Source organism: uncultured Fluviicola sp., from assembly GCF_902168135.1.
Classification (GTDB): Bacteria; Bacteroidota; Bacteroidia; order Flavobacteriales_D; family Crocinitomicaceae; genus Fluviicola.
In genome coordinates this window covers 90,718-108,150 of sequence record NZ_CABHOL010000034.1, presented here as the reverse complement: position 1 = coordinate 108,150, position 17,433 = coordinate 90,718, and the positions used below count along the sequence as shown (strand labels likewise).

General features: G+C 43.6%; 15 protein-coding genes. 6 read left to right on the top strand and 9 right to left on the bottom strand.

What is annotated here, in order from left to right; translation table 11 throughout:
- Positions 1-30: 30 nt before the first annotated feature.
- On the bottom strand, positions 31-453 hold the full coding sequence (locus QZT69_RS12945) for a hypothetical protein (RefSeq protein ID WP_294674821.1): 423 nt from the start codon (positions 451-453) through the stop codon (positions 31-33).
- 115 nt (positions 454-568) lie between these two features.
- Here QZT69_RS12945 and lpcA point away from each other — a divergent pair, with 115 nt between their 5' ends.
- From lpcA to QZT69_RS12930, 3 genes are all read left to right on the top strand, one after another.
- Positions 569-1,138 carry a D-sedoheptulose 7-phosphate isomerase gene (lpcA, locus tag QZT69_RS12940; protein ID WP_294674818.1) on the top strand — a complete coding sequence of 190 codons (570 nt, stop codon included), beginning with the start codon at positions 569-571 and terminating at the stop codon, positions 1,136-1,138.
- Positions 1,131-2,906: a hypothetical protein gene (locus QZT69_RS12935; protein ID WP_294674815.1), complete on the top strand. Its 1,776-nt coding sequence runs from the start codon at positions 1,131-1,133 to the stop codon at positions 2,904-2,906. The genes lpcA and QZT69_RS12935 overlap by 8 nt, the downstream gene beginning before the upstream one ends.
- Positions 2,907-3,081: 175 nt before the next feature.
- Entirely contained in the window at positions 3,082-3,504 is a 423-nt protein-coding gene (locus QZT69_RS12930; RefSeq protein ID WP_294674813.1) for a TerB family tellurite resistance protein, read from the top strand.
- A gap of 8 nt (positions 3,505-3,512) precedes the next feature.
- Here the strand turns inward: QZT69_RS12930 and QZT69_RS12925 are convergent, their stop codons facing one another.
- The 5 genes from QZT69_RS12925 to QZT69_RS12905 form a co-directional block, all read right to left on the bottom strand.
- A complete protein-coding gene (locus QZT69_RS12925) occupies positions 3,513-4,007 on the bottom strand; it encodes a hypothetical protein (RefSeq protein ID WP_294674811.1) in 495 nt (164 codons plus the stop codon).
- Between the two features lie 185 nt (positions 4,008-4,192).
- Complete coding sequence (locus tag QZT69_RS12920; protein ID WP_294674808.1) at positions 4,193-6,232, bottom strand: T9SS type A sorting domain-containing protein; 2,040 nt, start codon at positions 6,230-6,232, stop codon at positions 4,193-4,195.
- Between the two features lie 97 nt (positions 6,233-6,329).
- Complete coding sequence (locus tag QZT69_RS12915) at positions 6,330-7,916, bottom strand: T9SS type A sorting domain-containing protein (RefSeq protein ID WP_294674807.1); 1,587 nt, start codon at positions 7,914-7,916, stop codon at positions 6,330-6,332.
- A gap of 2 nt (positions 7,917-7,918) precedes the next feature.
- Positions 7,919-8,278, bottom strand: coding sequence for a hypothetical protein (locus QZT69_RS12910; protein WP_294674805.1), 360 nt, complete (start codon positions 8,276-8,278; stop codon positions 7,919-7,921).
- A 253-nt stretch (positions 8,279-8,531) separates the two neighbouring features.
- Positions 8,532-12,071, bottom strand: coding sequence for a T9SS type B sorting domain-containing protein (locus QZT69_RS12905; protein ID WP_294674803.1), 3,540 nt, complete (start codon positions 12,069-12,071; stop codon positions 8,532-8,534).
- 97 nt (positions 12,072-12,168) lie between these two features.
- Between QZT69_RS12905 and QZT69_RS12900 the strand changes: the two genes are divergently transcribed.
- The 3 genes from QZT69_RS12900 to glyA all read left to right on the top strand — a co-directional run bounded on the left by QZT69_RS12900 (position 12,169) and on the right by glyA (position 14,938).
- A complete protein-coding gene (locus tag QZT69_RS12900; RefSeq protein WP_294674801.1) occupies positions 12,169-12,747 on the top strand; it encodes a DinB family protein in 579 nt (192 codons plus the stop codon).
- Positions 12,744-13,499 (top strand): NlpC/P60 family protein, encoded by a 756-nt coding sequence (locus QZT69_RS12895; protein ID WP_294674799.1) that lies wholly within the window; start codon positions 12,744-12,746, stop codon positions 13,497-13,499. The genes QZT69_RS12900 and QZT69_RS12895 overlap by 4 nt, the downstream gene beginning before the upstream one ends.
- 164 nt (positions 13,500-13,663) lie before the next feature.
- Positions 13,664-14,938: a serine hydroxymethyltransferase gene (glyA, locus tag QZT69_RS12890; RefSeq protein ID WP_294674797.1), complete on the top strand. Its 1,275-nt coding sequence runs from the start codon at positions 13,664-13,666 to the stop codon at positions 14,936-14,938.
- 277 nt (positions 14,939-15,215) lie between these two features.
- Here the strand turns inward: glyA and QZT69_RS12885 are convergent, their stop codons facing one another.
- The 3 genes from QZT69_RS12885 to QZT69_RS12875 all read right to left on the bottom strand — a co-directional run bounded on the left by QZT69_RS12885 (position 15,216) and on the right by QZT69_RS12875 (position 17,332).
- Positions 15,216-15,599: a GxxExxY protein gene (locus QZT69_RS12885; protein WP_294674795.1), complete on the bottom strand. Its 384-nt coding sequence runs from the start codon at positions 15,597-15,599 to the stop codon at positions 15,216-15,218.
- Positions 15,600-15,775: 176 nt separating this feature from the next.
- Positions 15,776-16,180 (bottom strand): hypothetical protein, encoded by a 405-nt coding sequence (locus QZT69_RS12880; RefSeq protein WP_294674793.1) that lies wholly within the window; start codon positions 16,178-16,180, stop codon positions 15,776-15,778.
- A gap of 474 nt (positions 16,181-16,654) precedes the next feature.
- A complete protein-coding gene (locus tag QZT69_RS12875) occupies positions 16,655-17,332 on the bottom strand; it encodes a hypothetical protein (protein ID WP_294674790.1) in 678 nt (225 codons plus the stop codon).
- Between the last annotated feature and the right edge of the window lie 101 nt (positions 17,333-17,433).

Genomic DNA, 17,433 nt, shown 5'->3' with positions numbered 1-17,433 from the left:
TGTCAGGATCTTTTCCAATTTCTTATTCGATTATAAATCATCCGGTAAGTTTGCCTGTTTGTATGATTTTACTTTCGGTTTTAATTTATCAATGAATACTACTCTGAATTTTTCACCGTCAACCGTAAAGATCATTTCAGAGATACCGTTTGTTACTACCGGATTTGTCTTTTTTGCGTTGTAAAACTTCTTTTCCAATAAGTAGTAAGTTCCATCTTCGTATTGAAGGAAAACAGAAACAACGCATCCGTTCTCAACGCGTGCTTTACCTGTCAAACATTCAGTGCCCTCAGGAGTAAAGAAACTAACGATAACATTTCTGTGCATATCATCAGCAACTGTGTAGGAACCTCTTTTCGAAAAGGCTTCTTCTAATTTTTTAAAACAGTCATCTTGTGCTGATGCGCTATATCCTAAAGTTAAGGCTAGAATGGCAAGTAGAATATTTTTCATAGTTGTTTTTGTGTTAAGGAGCCAACTCCGATTTTCAAATATAACAAGTTTATCCAAAATGGTAACTGCACTCAATAATTATTTATTTTTGACAAACAATCCCATTTGTAGAGGCATGAAACAAATAGCAGACCATTTTAACGAAGCGCTCGAGATTTTGCAAAAATTTAACACCGAAGCGAATCATCAATTGATCCGGGATGCCGGGAATTTAATGGTTACTGCCATTCAATCAGGTGGGAAAATCATTTCTTGCGGGAACGGTGGTTCTATGTGTGACGCCATGCATTTTGCAGAAGAATTAACAGGAAGATACCGTGATGACAGGAAGGCGATTCCTGCTTTGAGTATTTCAGACCCCTCGCATATCAGCTGTGTGGGAAATGATTACGGGTATGATTTTATTTTCTCGCGGTATGTGGAGGCTTTGGGACAACCTGGAGACGTGCTTTTGGCTATTTCAACCTCCGGGAATTCCAAAAATGTGTTGAAAGCAATTGAGGCGGCAAAAGCAAAAGGAATGAAGATCGTTGGTCTTACCGGGAAAGACGGTGGGAAAATGGCCGGACTTTGCGACGTGGAAATTCGTGCCCCGCATGCAAATTATGCCGACAGGGCGCAGGAAATCCATATTAAAGTAATTCATACGCTGATAGACTTTATTGAACGTCAACTGAATGCGTGAGTTTCTGAGAGGAAATATTCGACGGATTACGCTCCTGGTCATTATTAGCGCATTTTCACTTTCGTTTTCCGGGAAAATAAAGGATGTCGTAGAGGGAGAATCTACCTGCGTGTGCGCTTATGACGGATACGGATATTACATGTACCTGACCCAATTCTTCCAGTACCGGAATCTGAATTTCAAACAGAACGAACTTCAGGCTGTACAGGATAAGCACTGCGAGGGTGCTCTAATTTATCAGCTTCACACGGTAGAAAACGGGAATGCGCTGAATATTTACCACATGGGGCAGGCCTACCTGGAATTGCCGGCTTATACCGTTGGTCATTTGTTTGCCAAGATCGGCGGTTATCCAAAGGATGGTTTTAGTAAGCCCTATCACATTGCTTTTTTGCTGAATGCCCTGCTCTTTATTCTATTGGGAATTTACTTCCTGAATAAAATACTGCGTTTATTCTTTGTCGAGCATATTAGTGCCCTGGTTCTTCTGATTGTTTATTTCGGGACCAATTTTTGGGTAACAGCAGTTCATGGTTACCAGTTGCAGCATATTTACCTGTTCACTTTGATCGCGGCACTTTTTTATTACTTACTCAAGGTCCGGGAAACGAAAAAGAATAAGCATTTGATTTTTGCGGCGTTGGTTTTAGGAATTATTTCTTCCGTTCGCCCCACTCATGCTTTATTGGGGATTCTGCCGCTGCTAATGCTTCGGAAGGTTTACCCGACGAATTGGGCTTATTGGAAAGCAATCCTGTTGTTTCCTCTGGCTGGCTTGTTATTCAATCTTCCGCAAATGATCTACTGGAAGGTAATGGGAGGGAACTGGTTCATTTTGAACATGCACGTGGAAGAAGTGATTGTTGTGGATCCGCATATTTTCGATTTCTTGTTTAGTTATAAGAAAGGCTGGCTGCTTTATAGTCCGGTGTTTTTACTGCTGATTCCCGGCTTTGTAATGCTTTACAGGCAGCGAAAAGCATTGTTTTGGCCGGTTTTTGGTTCGGTGCTTTTATTGATCTGGATTTTTGCTTCCTGGGAATGCTGGTGGTTTGCAGCTTCATTCGGTTCGCGCGCAATGGTGGATTTGTATCCATTATTGGTCTTGCCTTTGGGATTCGGTTTGGTTTATTTGACAAAAGCAAGAATGAGAAAAGCTGCTACAATCGTTTTTGTGGTTTGTACCCTGGCTTTATCGGTTTTTCAATCTGAACAGTTTTCAATAGGTTACTTACATCCGGACCGTATGACCAAAGCACATTATTGGTACATTTTCGGGAAATTATCCATGCCTGATTACCAGGTAAACCGGTTGGAGATTGATCGTTCCAATACAACCTGGCCGGAAAAGATTCAGCCTGAAAAATTGGGATTCGGGAAGATGGAACAACTCATTTTCTGTGAAGTGAATAACCGGAAAGCACTGGCGGGAACAAGTACCTTGTTGGTGAAGAAACCCTATTTTCCAACACTGAAAACAGATGAAACACGATTTGAGGCAGAGATTATTTATCAGAATCAGGACAGCTTGCTTCCGGGTACTATTAAGTTCGAAGCATTTAGCAAGTACAATACCTATGACTGGAAGTTTTATTCGCTGCCAACACAGAAAAGAGCAGGTGAAACAGATACACTGCTTGTGAGGTTCAATCTTCCGAGAATCAATCATGCAAAAGACAAGATCCAGGTTTATATTGAAAATCCGGGTAAAAAAGACATCATTGTTCGTAAATTAAAAATAAAGGCATTAAGTTTGATCAGAAACTAAACAAGTTCAAATCTTCTTCGCTCTTCGAGCTCCGAAGGTTCAAAAGAGTATAAAAGTTCAATTGGGTTCAAGGGAATAATAATTTTATTTGAACATTTGAACATTTGAACATTTGAACATTTGAACATTTGAACATTTGAACATTTGAACATTTTTAACTGTTAAATAAACTACCATGAGCTCATTTTCGCATTTTTTTGATTCGGGAGAACAAGCACGTCAGAAAGGACATTTCAGGAATCTCATTATGCTGGCACGTATCGACGGGAACGTCAGTTTTGCAGAGAACCAATTACTGAAAAAAATTGCTACCAAACTTTCATTGACAGAAGAACAAGTTGCTGAAATTTGCGAAAATCCGGATGACTATCCATTCATTCCGCCGGTTACCAGGGAAGAACGTTACGAGCGGTTTATTCAACTGATCCAGCTTTTGGGAGCAGATGGGAATATGGATACCAATGAGACCAGGCTGGTAAGAAGATTGGGGCTTGAACTCGGATTTACACCGGAACGCATCGATGAGAAATTTCCAATTATTTTGGAACACTTAAGAAAAGGAATGAATCGGGAAGAGGTATTGCGGATTGTGATCTGATCCGGTAATTATTTCTTTTTCTTCAATTGGTCTTCCAAACGTTTCGTTAAAAGCTGGAAAAGCAGTTTTGAATCCTGCGGGTTCAATTTTCTCCCGAAACGGATAGTCTTTCCTAAATAATCAAACTCAATGCGTTCTCCTCCGCGAATCCACGGGGAATTTTCCCAGGCTGCCTGGAAAGAATTTGCTTTCGGAACGGAAACACGTACTTTTTTGATGTTTTCCAAATAGTATTCTTTGGCTTTTCCGTAGGTCCCGATACTGGTTTTAATAGTCATGGAAATTTTATCGACTTTGATATACTCACGGCCGTACATGATCCAGAGAAAAGTTCTGCCGACACGAATAAAATAATAGGCCCAAAACGACAGGAAAATGATGGTGATGATCAGCAATTGCTGGCGTTCTTTCACATCCAGGGATTTACGGCTGACTTCATCAAATCCATAGATGTTCCCGGATAACCAGGCCCAAATAATAGTTGCCCCGATTGCAAGCCACATAAAACACACCAGGCACCCATCAGCGCTTTTATAAATCCAACCTGCTCCGGAGTAATAATAACTGTTGTTTTATTCTGATCGTCGAGATAACTAATTCGGTTTCCAATCCATTTCATGAAACAAAATTACCGAAAAAAGTAGGGGCGCGATTAATCGCGCCCCTACTTTTTTTATGTTCAATCTAATTATTGAATAATTACTTTTTTCTGTGTCACCGCATTGTTCATTTTCACATTCACAAAGTAAACTCCCGCAGGGGTGTTGCTTGTGTTGATCGTAATCACAGAAGCTCCGTTTAGCTGCCCGTAATTTTTGCTGGAAATCTCTTTTCCTGCGATATCTGTAACTGAAACGGATACTTCGCTTTGCTCCTTGATCTGCAGGCTAACTGAAACAGTTGTGGTAGCAGGGTTCGGATAAACCTGTACCAGGTCATCGATTTGATCCAGATCATTCAAGCCTGCTGTTACGTCTGTTCCTGCTACAAATCCGTTTGTTACAGCTTCTGTAATCGTTGCTTTTCCGGCATTGTCAATTTTTCCCTGAGGATTGAACAACAACCCGACGATGTGGATTTTCGTTTCATCCCACGATGCGGGAATGATAAACGTAGCTGTAATAGTATGTGTTTCTCCTGTATTTACGGTTGCAGGGAAACTGTTTGCAGCACCTGTAAAGCTAGGTGCAATAGCTCTTGCAACATGATCGTAAACCATTTGCGCAGCAGGCACCGGGTTCGGCAGGGATTCAAATCCGCCCATTGGTCCGGCAGCGTTATTAGCGTATGCATTGGATTGACTATACCCGCTTCCGGTTCCGGTTACCTCATCTTCTGTCAGAACGATTCCTAATTTGTAAGAATTAGTTGCGGAAGACAGGAACGTTGCGGATGTAGATACTTTTAATTCACGTGTAGTTGCATTCCATGTTGCACCGTTTTCGATGGATGCTTTCGGAGCTACCTGAACACGTGTTAAGAAATCTGCTTCCATTTCGGAAGGATCAATAACACTCATGCGGTCAACCAAAGCAGACGGATAACCTGAAACCAATCCTCCGATTCCGTCATCATAAGTTGTTACAACCATGGGGTCACCGTTATGAACTGCAATTCCTGCCCAGTAATTGCTGTATTTTTCTTCCATCATGTCCATGAAAACAGCACCTCGCGGACACCATTGGCACCAGGTTCCTGTTCCTTCTTCTCCAACTACCATTTTACCGGCAGCAGGCGTTAACGGACTCAGATCGATAGAAAGTTCATCGTCATTTGCATCCATATCAGCTCCGGCATTATTTACATTGCTTACAGTTGCAACCATCGGCATGCTTGTGCCAGTTAATGTCAGGGTTCCGGTCATGGTAACGGTAGTCGTTGCAAGAGATGCCAGGTTTAATCCTGTAACGCTCTGATGAATATTATTTCCATTGTAGTCAACATCCAATTCGAAAGAAGTGATCGGAGTTGTTCCCAGGTTTCTGACAACTACTTTCGGAGTTACAGCGTTACCTGCCAGCATTCCCTGGTCGAACGATAAACCGTTGACAGCGGCATTTACCGAAGGAAGGGTGTATGGTGTAATTACTGTGTGAAAGTCATCGATGAAATAACCGCAACTGTACGGAGCATTTTGGTCCGTAGGGAAGATGTCAATGGATGCGATCTGGTTGATCGGGTTCGAGAATGAACCTACGGAAACATTGTCAATAAACACTTCCCAGTTGTTCGTGTTGAAATTGATGGCAATGTGGAAATTGAACCAGGTATTTTGCGGGTAAGATGCCCCGGTAAAGTTCAATCCGTTTTGATTGTTGATCGTAATGGTTCCGTTGTCATTGAAGAAGCAGTCCATTGCCCAAACCTGGCCAATCGTTGCATTGCGCTGAAAATTGAAATATCCGGCTTTGCCTGTTTCAACTTTGATATTGAAGTCCATATCAAACTGTCCGGTATTTAAAACCCCGAAGTTGCGCACCAGGTCCACAGGTCCGCCGTTTTGTGAAGAAGTAGAGAAATACAACGAGTTGCTTCCGGATACTGCATCCGCACCGGAAACCAGGACGTCCTCATTTCCCCCGGGAGCATTGCTCCAGGTTGTCCATGCGCCGCCACTTTGCGGGCATAATTTTTGTCCTGCGGTATAAGAGTCAAAATTATCGGTGAAAGTCTGACCAAATGCTGCAATACTTGATAAGAAACCAAGAGTGAGTAATTGTTTTTTCATAAAGTAAGAGTATAGAATATGTCTAAATATACTAAATGAAAAACAGACAGTAGTTTCCTTAATCTCTTTTATTATTGAAATCTTATAAAGGATTTATTTATTTCTTAACAAACTGGATAGTAGAGGATTCGTTCCCTAAATCCAGGACAAAGCGGTAAACACCATTTTGAAGGTTGGAAACATCGATCGGTTTTAAAACAATTTTACTTTTCGTATTCTCCAAAGGTATTTGTTCAATAAGTCTTCCTACTGCGTCAAAAATATGCAATGTTCCCGGCTGTTTTGAATAATACGTTAGGTTTGTTAATTCTGATGAAGGGTTTGGAGATAAGGTATTTGGACTAATGCCCGATTTGCAGGTCACTGATTTTAACTCGGAATAATCAGATATACCGTAGGAATGAATTTCTTTTAGTCGGTAGAAAACCATTTTGTCTTTTTCGAGATCGTCTCTGAATACGAACTGTTTAGAATCGGAAGAACCGGACGGTTCTGTTACACTTCCTATAATATCCCAGAATTCGCCGGTATAGCTCCTTTGTACTTCATAGGTACTGTTGCTTTCCAACGGAGCATCCCAGGAGATAAATGCCAGGCTTGTCTCACAATCTGTTTGGACACTGAAATTATTCATGTTTGCACTCAATGCCGAGCAGCCTACGGTTGCTGTGCCGCCAAAAACCATTGGTACCGTTGTAGCTACTGAACTATAATTGGAGAAGCAGATGATGTATTGTGTATTAGCTGTTACTGCTAAAGGCGGTTCATAATTTCCCCAGCTTCCCCCGGCAGGTAAAGTGGATGCCAACCCGGTTCCACCAGTGTTTGTCTCATTCCAGTTACACCTCACCGGTGCAAGCGTGTTGCCGGAAATAGCTGCACAGGTCCCTGTGCCGGTATAAGGATACATGATCCAGTCATAAAAGCCAGCCTGGGCACCTCCCGCTCCGAATGAAAATTCTAAATTCCCGGCTGTATAAACATTGATAACCATCCAGGTACTGTTATTTTCCCCTGATTGCAGACAGCCCATATTTCCTCCGCCCCAGGGACTCACCGGTCCAAAATAAGGATCATAATAGGGATTTCCCAGTGACCCTGAAACTGGTATTTCATCAATAGCACCGTATCCGTTCGGATCAATCTGGAAGCCTGCGTTGCTGCAAATGTTTACGTGGTTTGCACATTCCGAAGCAACTACAGGACCCGAATAAGTACTTTGTACGGCGCAAATCGTTCCATTGGTTGCCTGACTCGGAGGTCCCGTATTTGCAGCATTTGTAGCAAAAATAACGGCAAAGTAGGTTTGACCCACTACCGTAGCAAAGCTCACGCTTTCATCAACACCGTTTCCGGTTTGTGAGCAGCCAAGTGGGGTAAAGGTTCCTCCGCAGGTTCCCGATACGATCATCAACCCGGGATCGGGCCCGTTCGCAGTGGCGTCTGTAACGGTTACGGTTGTGTAGGTTGAAGTTGCTGTAAACTGAAAAAATCCATCTACGTCATCCCATCCGCAAGACGGTTCGGTGCTGAAATTGTCAAAATAGGATGTCGGAATGGAATAATTTGTTGGTGTACAAGCTGCTCCTACAGTTAATGTGGGGACTGTTCCGGTACAATTGTCTGATTGTCCGAAAACAGATGTAATTTGACAAAGAATAAGCAGTAATAGTAAATTTTTCATGATCAGCGGCAGTTGTTTTTTGATAATTCAATCATCTTGCCGCCATTTGTATAAGCGGCATCATAATAACATTTCACAGTATATCCATGATTTTCAAACCAATTCAAAAAAGTTTGGTCTGAAAGATTTTCATTCGGTGCATAAATACCCAGATAAATTCCGGTAGAATTGTCCATTCTGGAAGTCCTGACCCCCGGAATTTGTTTAAATGCTTGAGAAATTTCTGATTGAGCTTCCTGAGTAATCTCGGAATCAAGAATGATTTTGATATATCTTTCGGAATCTTCCAGATCACTCTGTTGGGAAAAAGCAGTAAAATGAAGCGCAAAGAACGCAAGAGTAATAGATAGAATTTTGACCATTAGTTATAGTAAGTTGTAATGAGTTGTGCGCTAAATTTAAAACTAATTTTTATATAGATTGCTAGAAACGAGCATTTTAACGTTTTGAGTATACAAAACAATACTTTGAGTTAATAAATCGGTGATGTTAACGAAACACGCTTTTCGCCCCGCTTTCGGATTGATTAAATGTTCAAATGTTCAAATGTTCAAATGTTCAAATGTTCAAATGTTCAAATGTTCAAATGAAACTGTTTAAACATTTTCACCTCTCTTAGCGTATCAGCGTCACGTTTCCTTTAATGATTTTTTGCTCTCCCTGCACGCAGGTAGCTTCCAGGTAGTAATCATAGGTGTCCGGCTTCAGGAGTTTGTCTCTGAATGTTCCGTCCCAGCCAATGTTTTGATCCGTTGTTTCAAAGACCATTTCGCCCCAGCGGTCAAAAATCCGGAAAAGGATCTTGGTGGCAATGGCGCTTCTGACATAAAGTACGTCGTTTTCCAAATCTCCGTTCGGAGAGAAAGCATTCGGAACGTATACATAAGTACGGTCGCAGACTACTTCGAGCACGTTTACTTTTACGGAAGCGGATTTGGTGCAGATTCCGTCTGTGATGCTCACCGTATAAAGGGTTGTTTGCTCCGGACTTGCCTGTGTGATCTGGCTGTACGGACTGGACAAACCTGCCTGCGGGAACCAAACGTAAGAATATCCTGAAGGAGATGCTGTTAAGGTGCTGCTGCCTCCGGGAACCACGTATTCCGGGTTGGCCTGTGCGCTGACCGTTCCGGATAAAGTTCCTACGGTGACATAAATCGAATCACGGTCAAAGCAACCGTTTGATCCGTTCGCATCCACATACACCCATTGACTGACCGGCGGATTGGCAATCACCACGTTTTGCTGCGGAGTAGCTGTTAAAATATTCGTCGGGCTCCAAACATAACTGAATGTTACATTGGGAACGTTGATGTTTGCTGTCAATGTAGTCGGTTCATTGAGACAAATCGAATCGCTGCCGGTAATGGTCAGACTTCCGCCTATAAAGAAAACGGTGACACTGTCTATTTTCGAACAATAGGCATTTCCGGCCCTCACATAGTAAGTGGTTGTTCCTCCGGGAGTAATATTTAGCACAGAATCTGCCACAGAAGGATTTAAAGTGTCTGAAAACAGGATGTCTGACGACCAGATAAAATAATCTGCACTGCCGGATGAATTGGCTGTAAATGTCAACGGCAGGGGAGAACACAAAATGGTGTCGTTGGAAACAGCCAGCTGGATATCCGGAAGAACATTGATAGTAATTTCATTCGTATCTGTCAGCAAACAAACCGAATCCGTTACCCGCAGTTGAACAGTGTAAGTTCCAGGCTCGGTGTAAGTCACCGTTGGCGAGAATACGGTTGAAGTTGTTCCGTTCCCCAAATCCCATTCATAAGAATCCGAAGGGGAACTGGTATTGGTAAATGTAACCGTGAAATCTTCGCAACCACCTAAGCTGCTTGGAGTAAACTCTGCTTTCGGTAATAGCTGGAAATCGAATTTGAAGACGACATTGTTGCAGTTTGTGCTTAGGTTGGTGTTTGACCACGCGTTGGGGGTAGTCGGAAAATCACTGCTGCCTCCGCAACCGCCACATACAGATTGATAAACGACTCCGTTTTTATCGAAACGCGAAGTTCCGCCGTCTACGTGTTCCTGGGCCTCGTCCCCTCCCAGGTAGCTTCCGTAAAGCAGACCGGAAAAATCACGCTTGTAAACGAATAAATAGAAGTTGAACCCGTCGCCCGAGCTGGATTGATACGCGTCCGGACTGATAGGCATTCCGCTTAGCGGTGTAGTCTGTAAAATACTTGCACCCCAGCCTGAAACGTACATGTTTCCGCAAATATCAACCAGGAATGCTGCCGGAGAAATGTTGATATTCGGGCTTCCGTTACCAAAAACAGTGCTGTTTAAGATGGACGTAAGGGATGGATTTAATTTTGCGATAAACTGGCTGCTGTTCGGGTAGCTTTGCGAATTGATTACCGGGAAATTTCCGCCTGCCGATTGCCCCAGTACAAAAATTTCGTCATTCCGGTTGATTTCCACAAAGAAAGCCTGGTCATACTGATTTGCGCCGATGTAAGTACTTTGTGTCAGTATTTGACCGTTTGGAGTCAGTTTTCCTACAAAACCATCTGCTTTCCCACCCAGGTAGTTCGGATTCAATCCGCCTGTTGTACCGGGAATATCGGTACTGGAAGTTCCTCCTGAAAAAACAACATTGTAGCTGGAATCGATCTTTACGGAATAACACGCATCGTTGTTTGTTCCTCCGAAATAGCTCGACCACATCATCGTGCTCAAGTCACTGCTCAGTTTGAAAATAACGCCGTCCTGCTGACCGGATTTGGTGGGCTGAAAGGCATTCATTACCGGGAAATCTGTTGAGCGTGTAGATGATGCAACCAGGCAATTTCCTAAGGAATCAAGCATGATCTCGCCCCGGAAGTTATCTCCGTAGTTGGTCGTTAAAGAATCATAGGAAAGAACACCGCTTTTCATATTCACCCCGTCATTCTGAGATCCTCCCACATAGGTGGAGGCCAGTAAATTGTGCCCGTTTGCACTGATCTTTGAGACGTAGATATCTGTTCCCTGCGTATTGAAATATACTCCGTTACTGTTGAAGTTTGCCCCGCTAACACCCCCGGCATGAGCAGCCTGATAAGCATTTACAGTTGGGAAATCGGTGCTTGAAGTGGCTCCGTAGATGTATAAATTGTTGTTTAGGTCACAGATTAAACTATGTGCAGTTTCACTTCCGTCTGTGGTGTTTCCACCTCCCAGGAAGGTTGTCCAAAGCATGTTTTCTCCGTCCGGTGAATATTTGGATACAAACACATCCGTTATTCCGTATGTAGGATTCGTTGTTTGGGTAAAATTAGAAGTAATATCGTATGCAGCATTATCCGGTGTCGGGTAGGCATTTCCGAATACGGTTCCGGCAGAATAAGCGGAGCCATCGTAGCCATAAGTAGCTGTCATTCCGAAATTATCCGAGGGTGATCCGGAATAGGTCGCGAATACTAAAACCGGGTCAATAATGACGCTTGCGAGCGGATTGTACTTTCCAAGCTTAAATGTCAAAATGGTTCCGTTCAGTTTAAACGCACATGGAATCTCGGTGAGTTTTCCATTCAGAAGTTGGTATGCAACGGGCTTTTGTTCGATGATTTTTCCCAAACTCGTTTCAAGCACCAGGTCACCGTTCTTAGCGATGGAAATTTGCCGGAAATTTTTCAGGTCGACCTGGATATTCCCCATCGGGCTTCCCGGCGAACACCACAATTCGTATTTGAATTTTTCCGGGGTGTCAAAGATTTTCAGATCGATGCCGTTGTAGAAATTCTTGAGCGTTACTTCCCGGAAACTTCTTACTTCAGAAGTCCATCTGGAGGAATCATTTCCTAAAAAGTAATTGTAATAATAAGGAAGCGGCTGTTCTTTGACAATTTCGTAAACTTCATTGGAACCAATGAAATGAGCTGCGGATAAAGCGCTTTTAATCGTTGTGGAAGTGTCCGGATTATTTACCGCATGGGCACGTTTCATCGGCGAATAATCCCGGAGGTCATACAAGAAACCGTGCTGCTGCACCCAGATGTTGTTTCCCTGTGACCTGGATTGGAACAAGACTTTCTCGTCCCACTGTCCTTTGTTTTCAACCAATGCGTAATGCGACGGGTGCTCATGGTTAATTTCCTGGGCATAAGACTGCACGTAAAAAACGAGGGCACAAAAGATTCCAAAAATCGGCTTCATAACTGAAAGATAGGAAAATGTTTAAAAAGGTTGCTTTTTTAAGCGTAACTTTTGTCAATCAAATTGCTGTGGTTATATTTGATATAAATTCGAGCATATGACAACTCAATGGGTCTTCAACGAAGTTGCAACAATTACTGAAAGAAATATCCAACAATTAAAATCGAAATTTTCAACTTATTCTGAGAATCAATTAGCGTGGAAACCCAATCCTGCGACCTGGAGTTTAGCCGAAATTTTTGCCCACCTGAATGCTTACGCGAAGTTTTACCATTCCACTTTAAATGACCGCATCGACCGGACCCGTTTCCGTGTTCCGCGTATCAATTATACTTCATCGCCTTTGGGGAAATCTGCCTGGATGTCGATGAAACTGGGGAATGCCCGCAATGTGAAGCGAAAGTTCAATGCACCGGGCGAGTACAATCCTTTGGTGAACAAGGCTTTGGTGACCGGCGAAGAAATCAAGACTTTGCTGCAGGGACAAAACGATTTCCTGGCAATTATTGAAAAATCGGTGGCGGTGAACCTGAAAAAAGTGAAAGTTCCGATCTCGATTTCCAAACTGGTACGCCTGCGTTTGGGAGATGCGCTGTTGTTTGTGGCTTATCACAACGACCGGCACATGGAACAGGCACTCAAGCTGACGAAAAATCCTCAATTCCCTAAAAAGTGAGCAGAATACACGCCTTTTGCAAAGCAAGCATTGCTCCCGTTCGCGGAGATGCAAGCGACCGAGCTGAAATAGTGACACAACTTCTTTTCGGAGAAGTAGTCGAGATATTAGAAGTGAAGGAACAATGGCTTTATATCCGTTCGTTTATGGATGGTTATGAAGGCTGGATCGATTCCAAACAGGTGCAGGACTTACGGGAGAAAGAAGTTTCCCGCTGGCTCGACGGATTGGTGGTAGAACATTCGGAATTTCGCATCGTGGAAGGACCGGAAGGAAAACAAATTCTGCCTAAGGGATTCTTTCGTCCGGGAGACGACCAGGAAACTTTTAGTATCGGCAAATACGAATACCGCTTTTTGAACGGAGATGATCCGGATCCGTATTCTGTGATCGACTTTGCGCAGACTTATTTGAATGCACCTTATTTATGGGGTGGAAAAACCATGTTCGGGATCGATTGTTCCGGGTTCATGCAGCAGATCCACCGTGTTTTCAATTACCAGCTTCCACGCAATGCCTCCCAGCAGCAGGAAGTGGGACAGGAAATTGACTTTGAGGACCGCGAACCGGGAGATTTGGCTTTCTTCGTTTCCGATGCCGGAAAGATTCACCATGTAGGTTTGCTGATCAACAAAGACGAGATCATTCATGCCCACGGATACGTGCGGATCGACGACTTTAGTTCCAAAGGAATTACGCGCAAGATCGACGAAGTGCATTCGCACAAACTGCATTCTATCAAAAGGCTCTAAAAGCAATGATAGTTTATAGAATCAGATTATATTTGTCACCGAAATCATTGGGTTTAAAAGTTCAATCGTTCAAAAGTTCAATTTTGATTCGTCTAAACTTTTTGAACCCTTTGATCCCGATATCTATCGGGACTTTAAACTTTTGAACTAAATAAAGAATAAGCATGAAACGCGATCAGGAAGTATTTGACTTAATTGCTGCAGAAAGACAGCGTCAGGAACATGGAATCGAATTAATTGCCTCTGAGAACTTTGTCTCCGATGAGGTGATGGAAGCAATGGGTTCCGTATTGACTAATAAATATGCAGAAGGACTTCCCGGGAAGCGTTACTACGGTGGTTGTGAAGTAGTGGACAAAGTAGAACAGTTGGCTATCGACCGTTTGTGCAAATTATTCGGGGCAACCTGGGCAAACGTGCAGCCGCATTCCGGTGCACAGGCAAATGCAGCTGTTTTCCTGGCTTGTTTGAAACCGGGAGATAAGATCCTTGGTTTTGATTTGTCTCACGGTGGACACTTAACACACGGTTCTTCGGTGAACTTCTCCGGGAAATTATACGAACCGCATTTCTACGGTGTGAGCCAGGAAACAGGTTTGGTAGATTACGACATGATGGAAGAAGTTGCCAAGCGCGAAAAACCGAAAATGATCATTTGTGGTGCATCCGCTTATTCCAGAGATTGGGATTACGCACGCATCCGCAAAATTGCTGACGAAGTAGGTGCTTTGATCCTGGCAGATATTTCACACCCGGCAGGTTTGATCGCAGCAGGTTTGCTGAACGATCCGCTGGACCATTGCCACATCGTTACAACAACAACACACAAAACATTGCGCGGACCACGCGGAGGGGTGATCATGATGCGTCATAACTTCGACAATCCATTCGGACTGAAGTGGAACAACGGAAATCCAAAATCCATGGGAGCATTGCTGGATGCAGCCGTATTCCCGGGAATCCAGGGCGGACCGCTGGAGCACGTGATCGCAGCGAAAGCAGTGGCATTCGGTGAGGCATTGTCTGACAACTACAAAACATACATGGGCCAGGTGAAGAAGAACGCTGCTTTGATGGCGGAAGAATTCACGAAACTGGGCTACAAGATTATTTCCGGCGGAACGGACAATCACAGCATGCTGATCGATTTACGCTCCAAAGGAGTAACGGGTAAAGATGCTGAGAACAACCTGGTATTGGCAGATATTACGGTAAACAAGAACATGGTACCGTTTGATACGGAATCGCCGTTCGTTACTTCCGGAATCCGCGTAGGAACTTCTGCAATTACATCCCGCGGAATTAAAGAAACAGAGATCCCTGCAATCGTGAAACTGATTGACCGCGTGTTGATGAACATCGGTGACGAAGAAACGATCAAATCCGTACGTTCGGAGGTGAATGCTTTGATGAGCGCACGCCCGTTGTTTACATGGTGATCTTCATAGATATTAAATGGGAGGGTGTCCACGGCTTTGCCGGGACACCCTTTCCTTTTTGCCATAGCTTTTCTTCTTTTCCCACAGATGCACAGATATTATGCGCGCCTACCGGTCGCGCTGATTTTGTTATTAATATTCCTTTATCGGCACCCGCGGTGCTTTGTCCTTTTGCCACAGCTTTTCTTTTCCCACAGATGCACAGATGTTAAGCACGCTTACCCCCGAATATGTCGGGACAGGCAGTCGCGCTAATGTTCTATTCAGAATAGTATTATTATACTTCTGTAAGGATGATCCTTTTATATTGCAGCTTGGGTTTCCGGAAATTTACCAGTAAACCAACTTCATTGCCGGATACAGCCAAATAATTGATTGTTTGTTCGAAATGTTGGTCTATCAGATCAGATACAGTCTTCACTTCTAAGATAATTGAACCAAAGACTACAAAGTCTGCAAAGAATTGGTGTGGTAGAATAATGTTTTTATATTTTACCCGGTATTTAACCTCGCGTTCAAATAAAATTCCATGCTTTCTAAACTCGTACTCTAAAGCATCTTTGTAAACAATTTCAGAGAATCCTGATCCTAATTTGTTATGAACTTCCATACAACGACCGATGATTTCATAGGTCTCTTTTTCCAATAAATAGTTTTCCATTCTCTTTAATTTAAGAAAAAAGATCGTTTATCCAACTATCAATTATGTCTTAATCAAAGAAAAAGAGGCGACCGGTAGGCGCCTCCGTTTATCTGTGCATCTGTGGTAAAAAAGAAAGGGGCCGCAACTGCGGACCCCTGATTATTTTATTTCCTGTGAAATCTATGATAAACGGATTAACCTCTTGAGCAGAATGCATCCCAGGTTGTCCAGAAATGCGCGTTGATTGCTCCTAACGGCGGGTTGGTGCTGTCTGCCACAATTCCTACCATGGATGCGCAATTGCTGTTGCAGCCAATTTCGTTCGTACTTCCTTGTTGTGGTGGAATCTGGCGCCATGAATTGGTAGATCCGCTCCACATTTCTACCTTGATATCAAAAATACCGGAAAGGTTCGGAGTTTGAAGTTGTTGTGTAGGGTTTTCGCTGGAAATCATTCCGGTCCAGTTTCCCTGGGAGAACGTAACCTGCCATTTTGTGATCATTTTAGAAGTGTCGTTTTGTGGGGATAAATACACCCAGAATTGTGCGCCGTTACCCACTGTAAGAGTTCCGGACGAATTTGCAATACCTGCTGACATAGTGAATAGTTTTAATGTGTCGTTCCTACTCTTAGGCTTTTCGGAAACCGCCCCACCATCCGATCATTTTTTCGTCAGGACCGGCCGCATCCTTCAGAAAAGTTTTTAGTGAATTGTGTAAAGCGAATGTAACTAATTTTTGGTGCTGCGGATTGCTTTTTGTCACGAGACGGGAAATTGGTGTCATGAACCCAAAGATTGATTACATAAACTTCGGGCACCTGCGGTGCTTTTTCTTTTACCGCAGATGCACAGATGTTCAACGGCGCCTACCGGTCGCCTTATTTTATGCTGCTAGGAGGATGCTTATTACCCAGATGTTCTTATTGGTAGTTGAGTCGTTCTTATATTATGAAAGTGAGCATGGCACAAAAAAGAAGAGGCGACCGGTAGGCGCCTCCCATTTATCTGTGCATCTGTGGTAAAAAGGAAAGGTGTGGCTGTCGAAGACGGCACGCACCCTGTAACACTGTGTTATGCGGTAGTTCCATTGTCCCGATCCCTGGAGGAATGCGGCAGTACTGTCCGCGCATGCTGGTAGATCAGCACAAAATCCGGGTGGTCTTTCCGGAAGATCTTAATGAGCCGGTCCATGCGGTCGCGGAGGATCTCCGTGATTTTCGACTGTACCTCGTTAATGGCCTTCGTGATTCCCTTCCTTCGGAGCAATGCCATGCGGGTAGATTCAATCATGTCGGGCAGCTGGTCGATTTTTGCGATCAACGCACTGACAAACGCCGGGGTGATTCCGTAAGCATCCAGTGCCGGGCCTTGAGCCAGCAAATCGTTCTTCAGGTCGTTTGCATGCACTTTTGCCTTCCCAATGGTGAGGCGGTTCAGTTTGGATCTGCTAACCTTATTCCGTTCCCGCAAAGCGGTATTTTCACTGTCTTTTCCAAACAGGTAGAGCGCCTGGTGTGCCAGGACCATTTCGTCGAACAACTCCCGGATCAGGGCTTGTTTTTCCAGTGTTACCCCGGTGGTTGCCGTAGATTGTTCGCTTAGTTTCGTATCCAGGATCGTGAGTTTGTTTTCGAATTGCGCAACAGCCGTTGCAAAAGCCGGCACGTTGATCCAGATTGGTTGGTTTTCTTCCAGCACGGTATGTACACTCCCGAACATACTGCGCTTGTTTAAGGTGCTTTTTTTCATGACTTTCCGTATTAAAAGTTATGAAAGAGGCTTTGAAAAATGCGTGCCAAACTGCTGAAAATGAATTGTTAAGAGCTGTTAATCAGCCGTTTCATTGATTG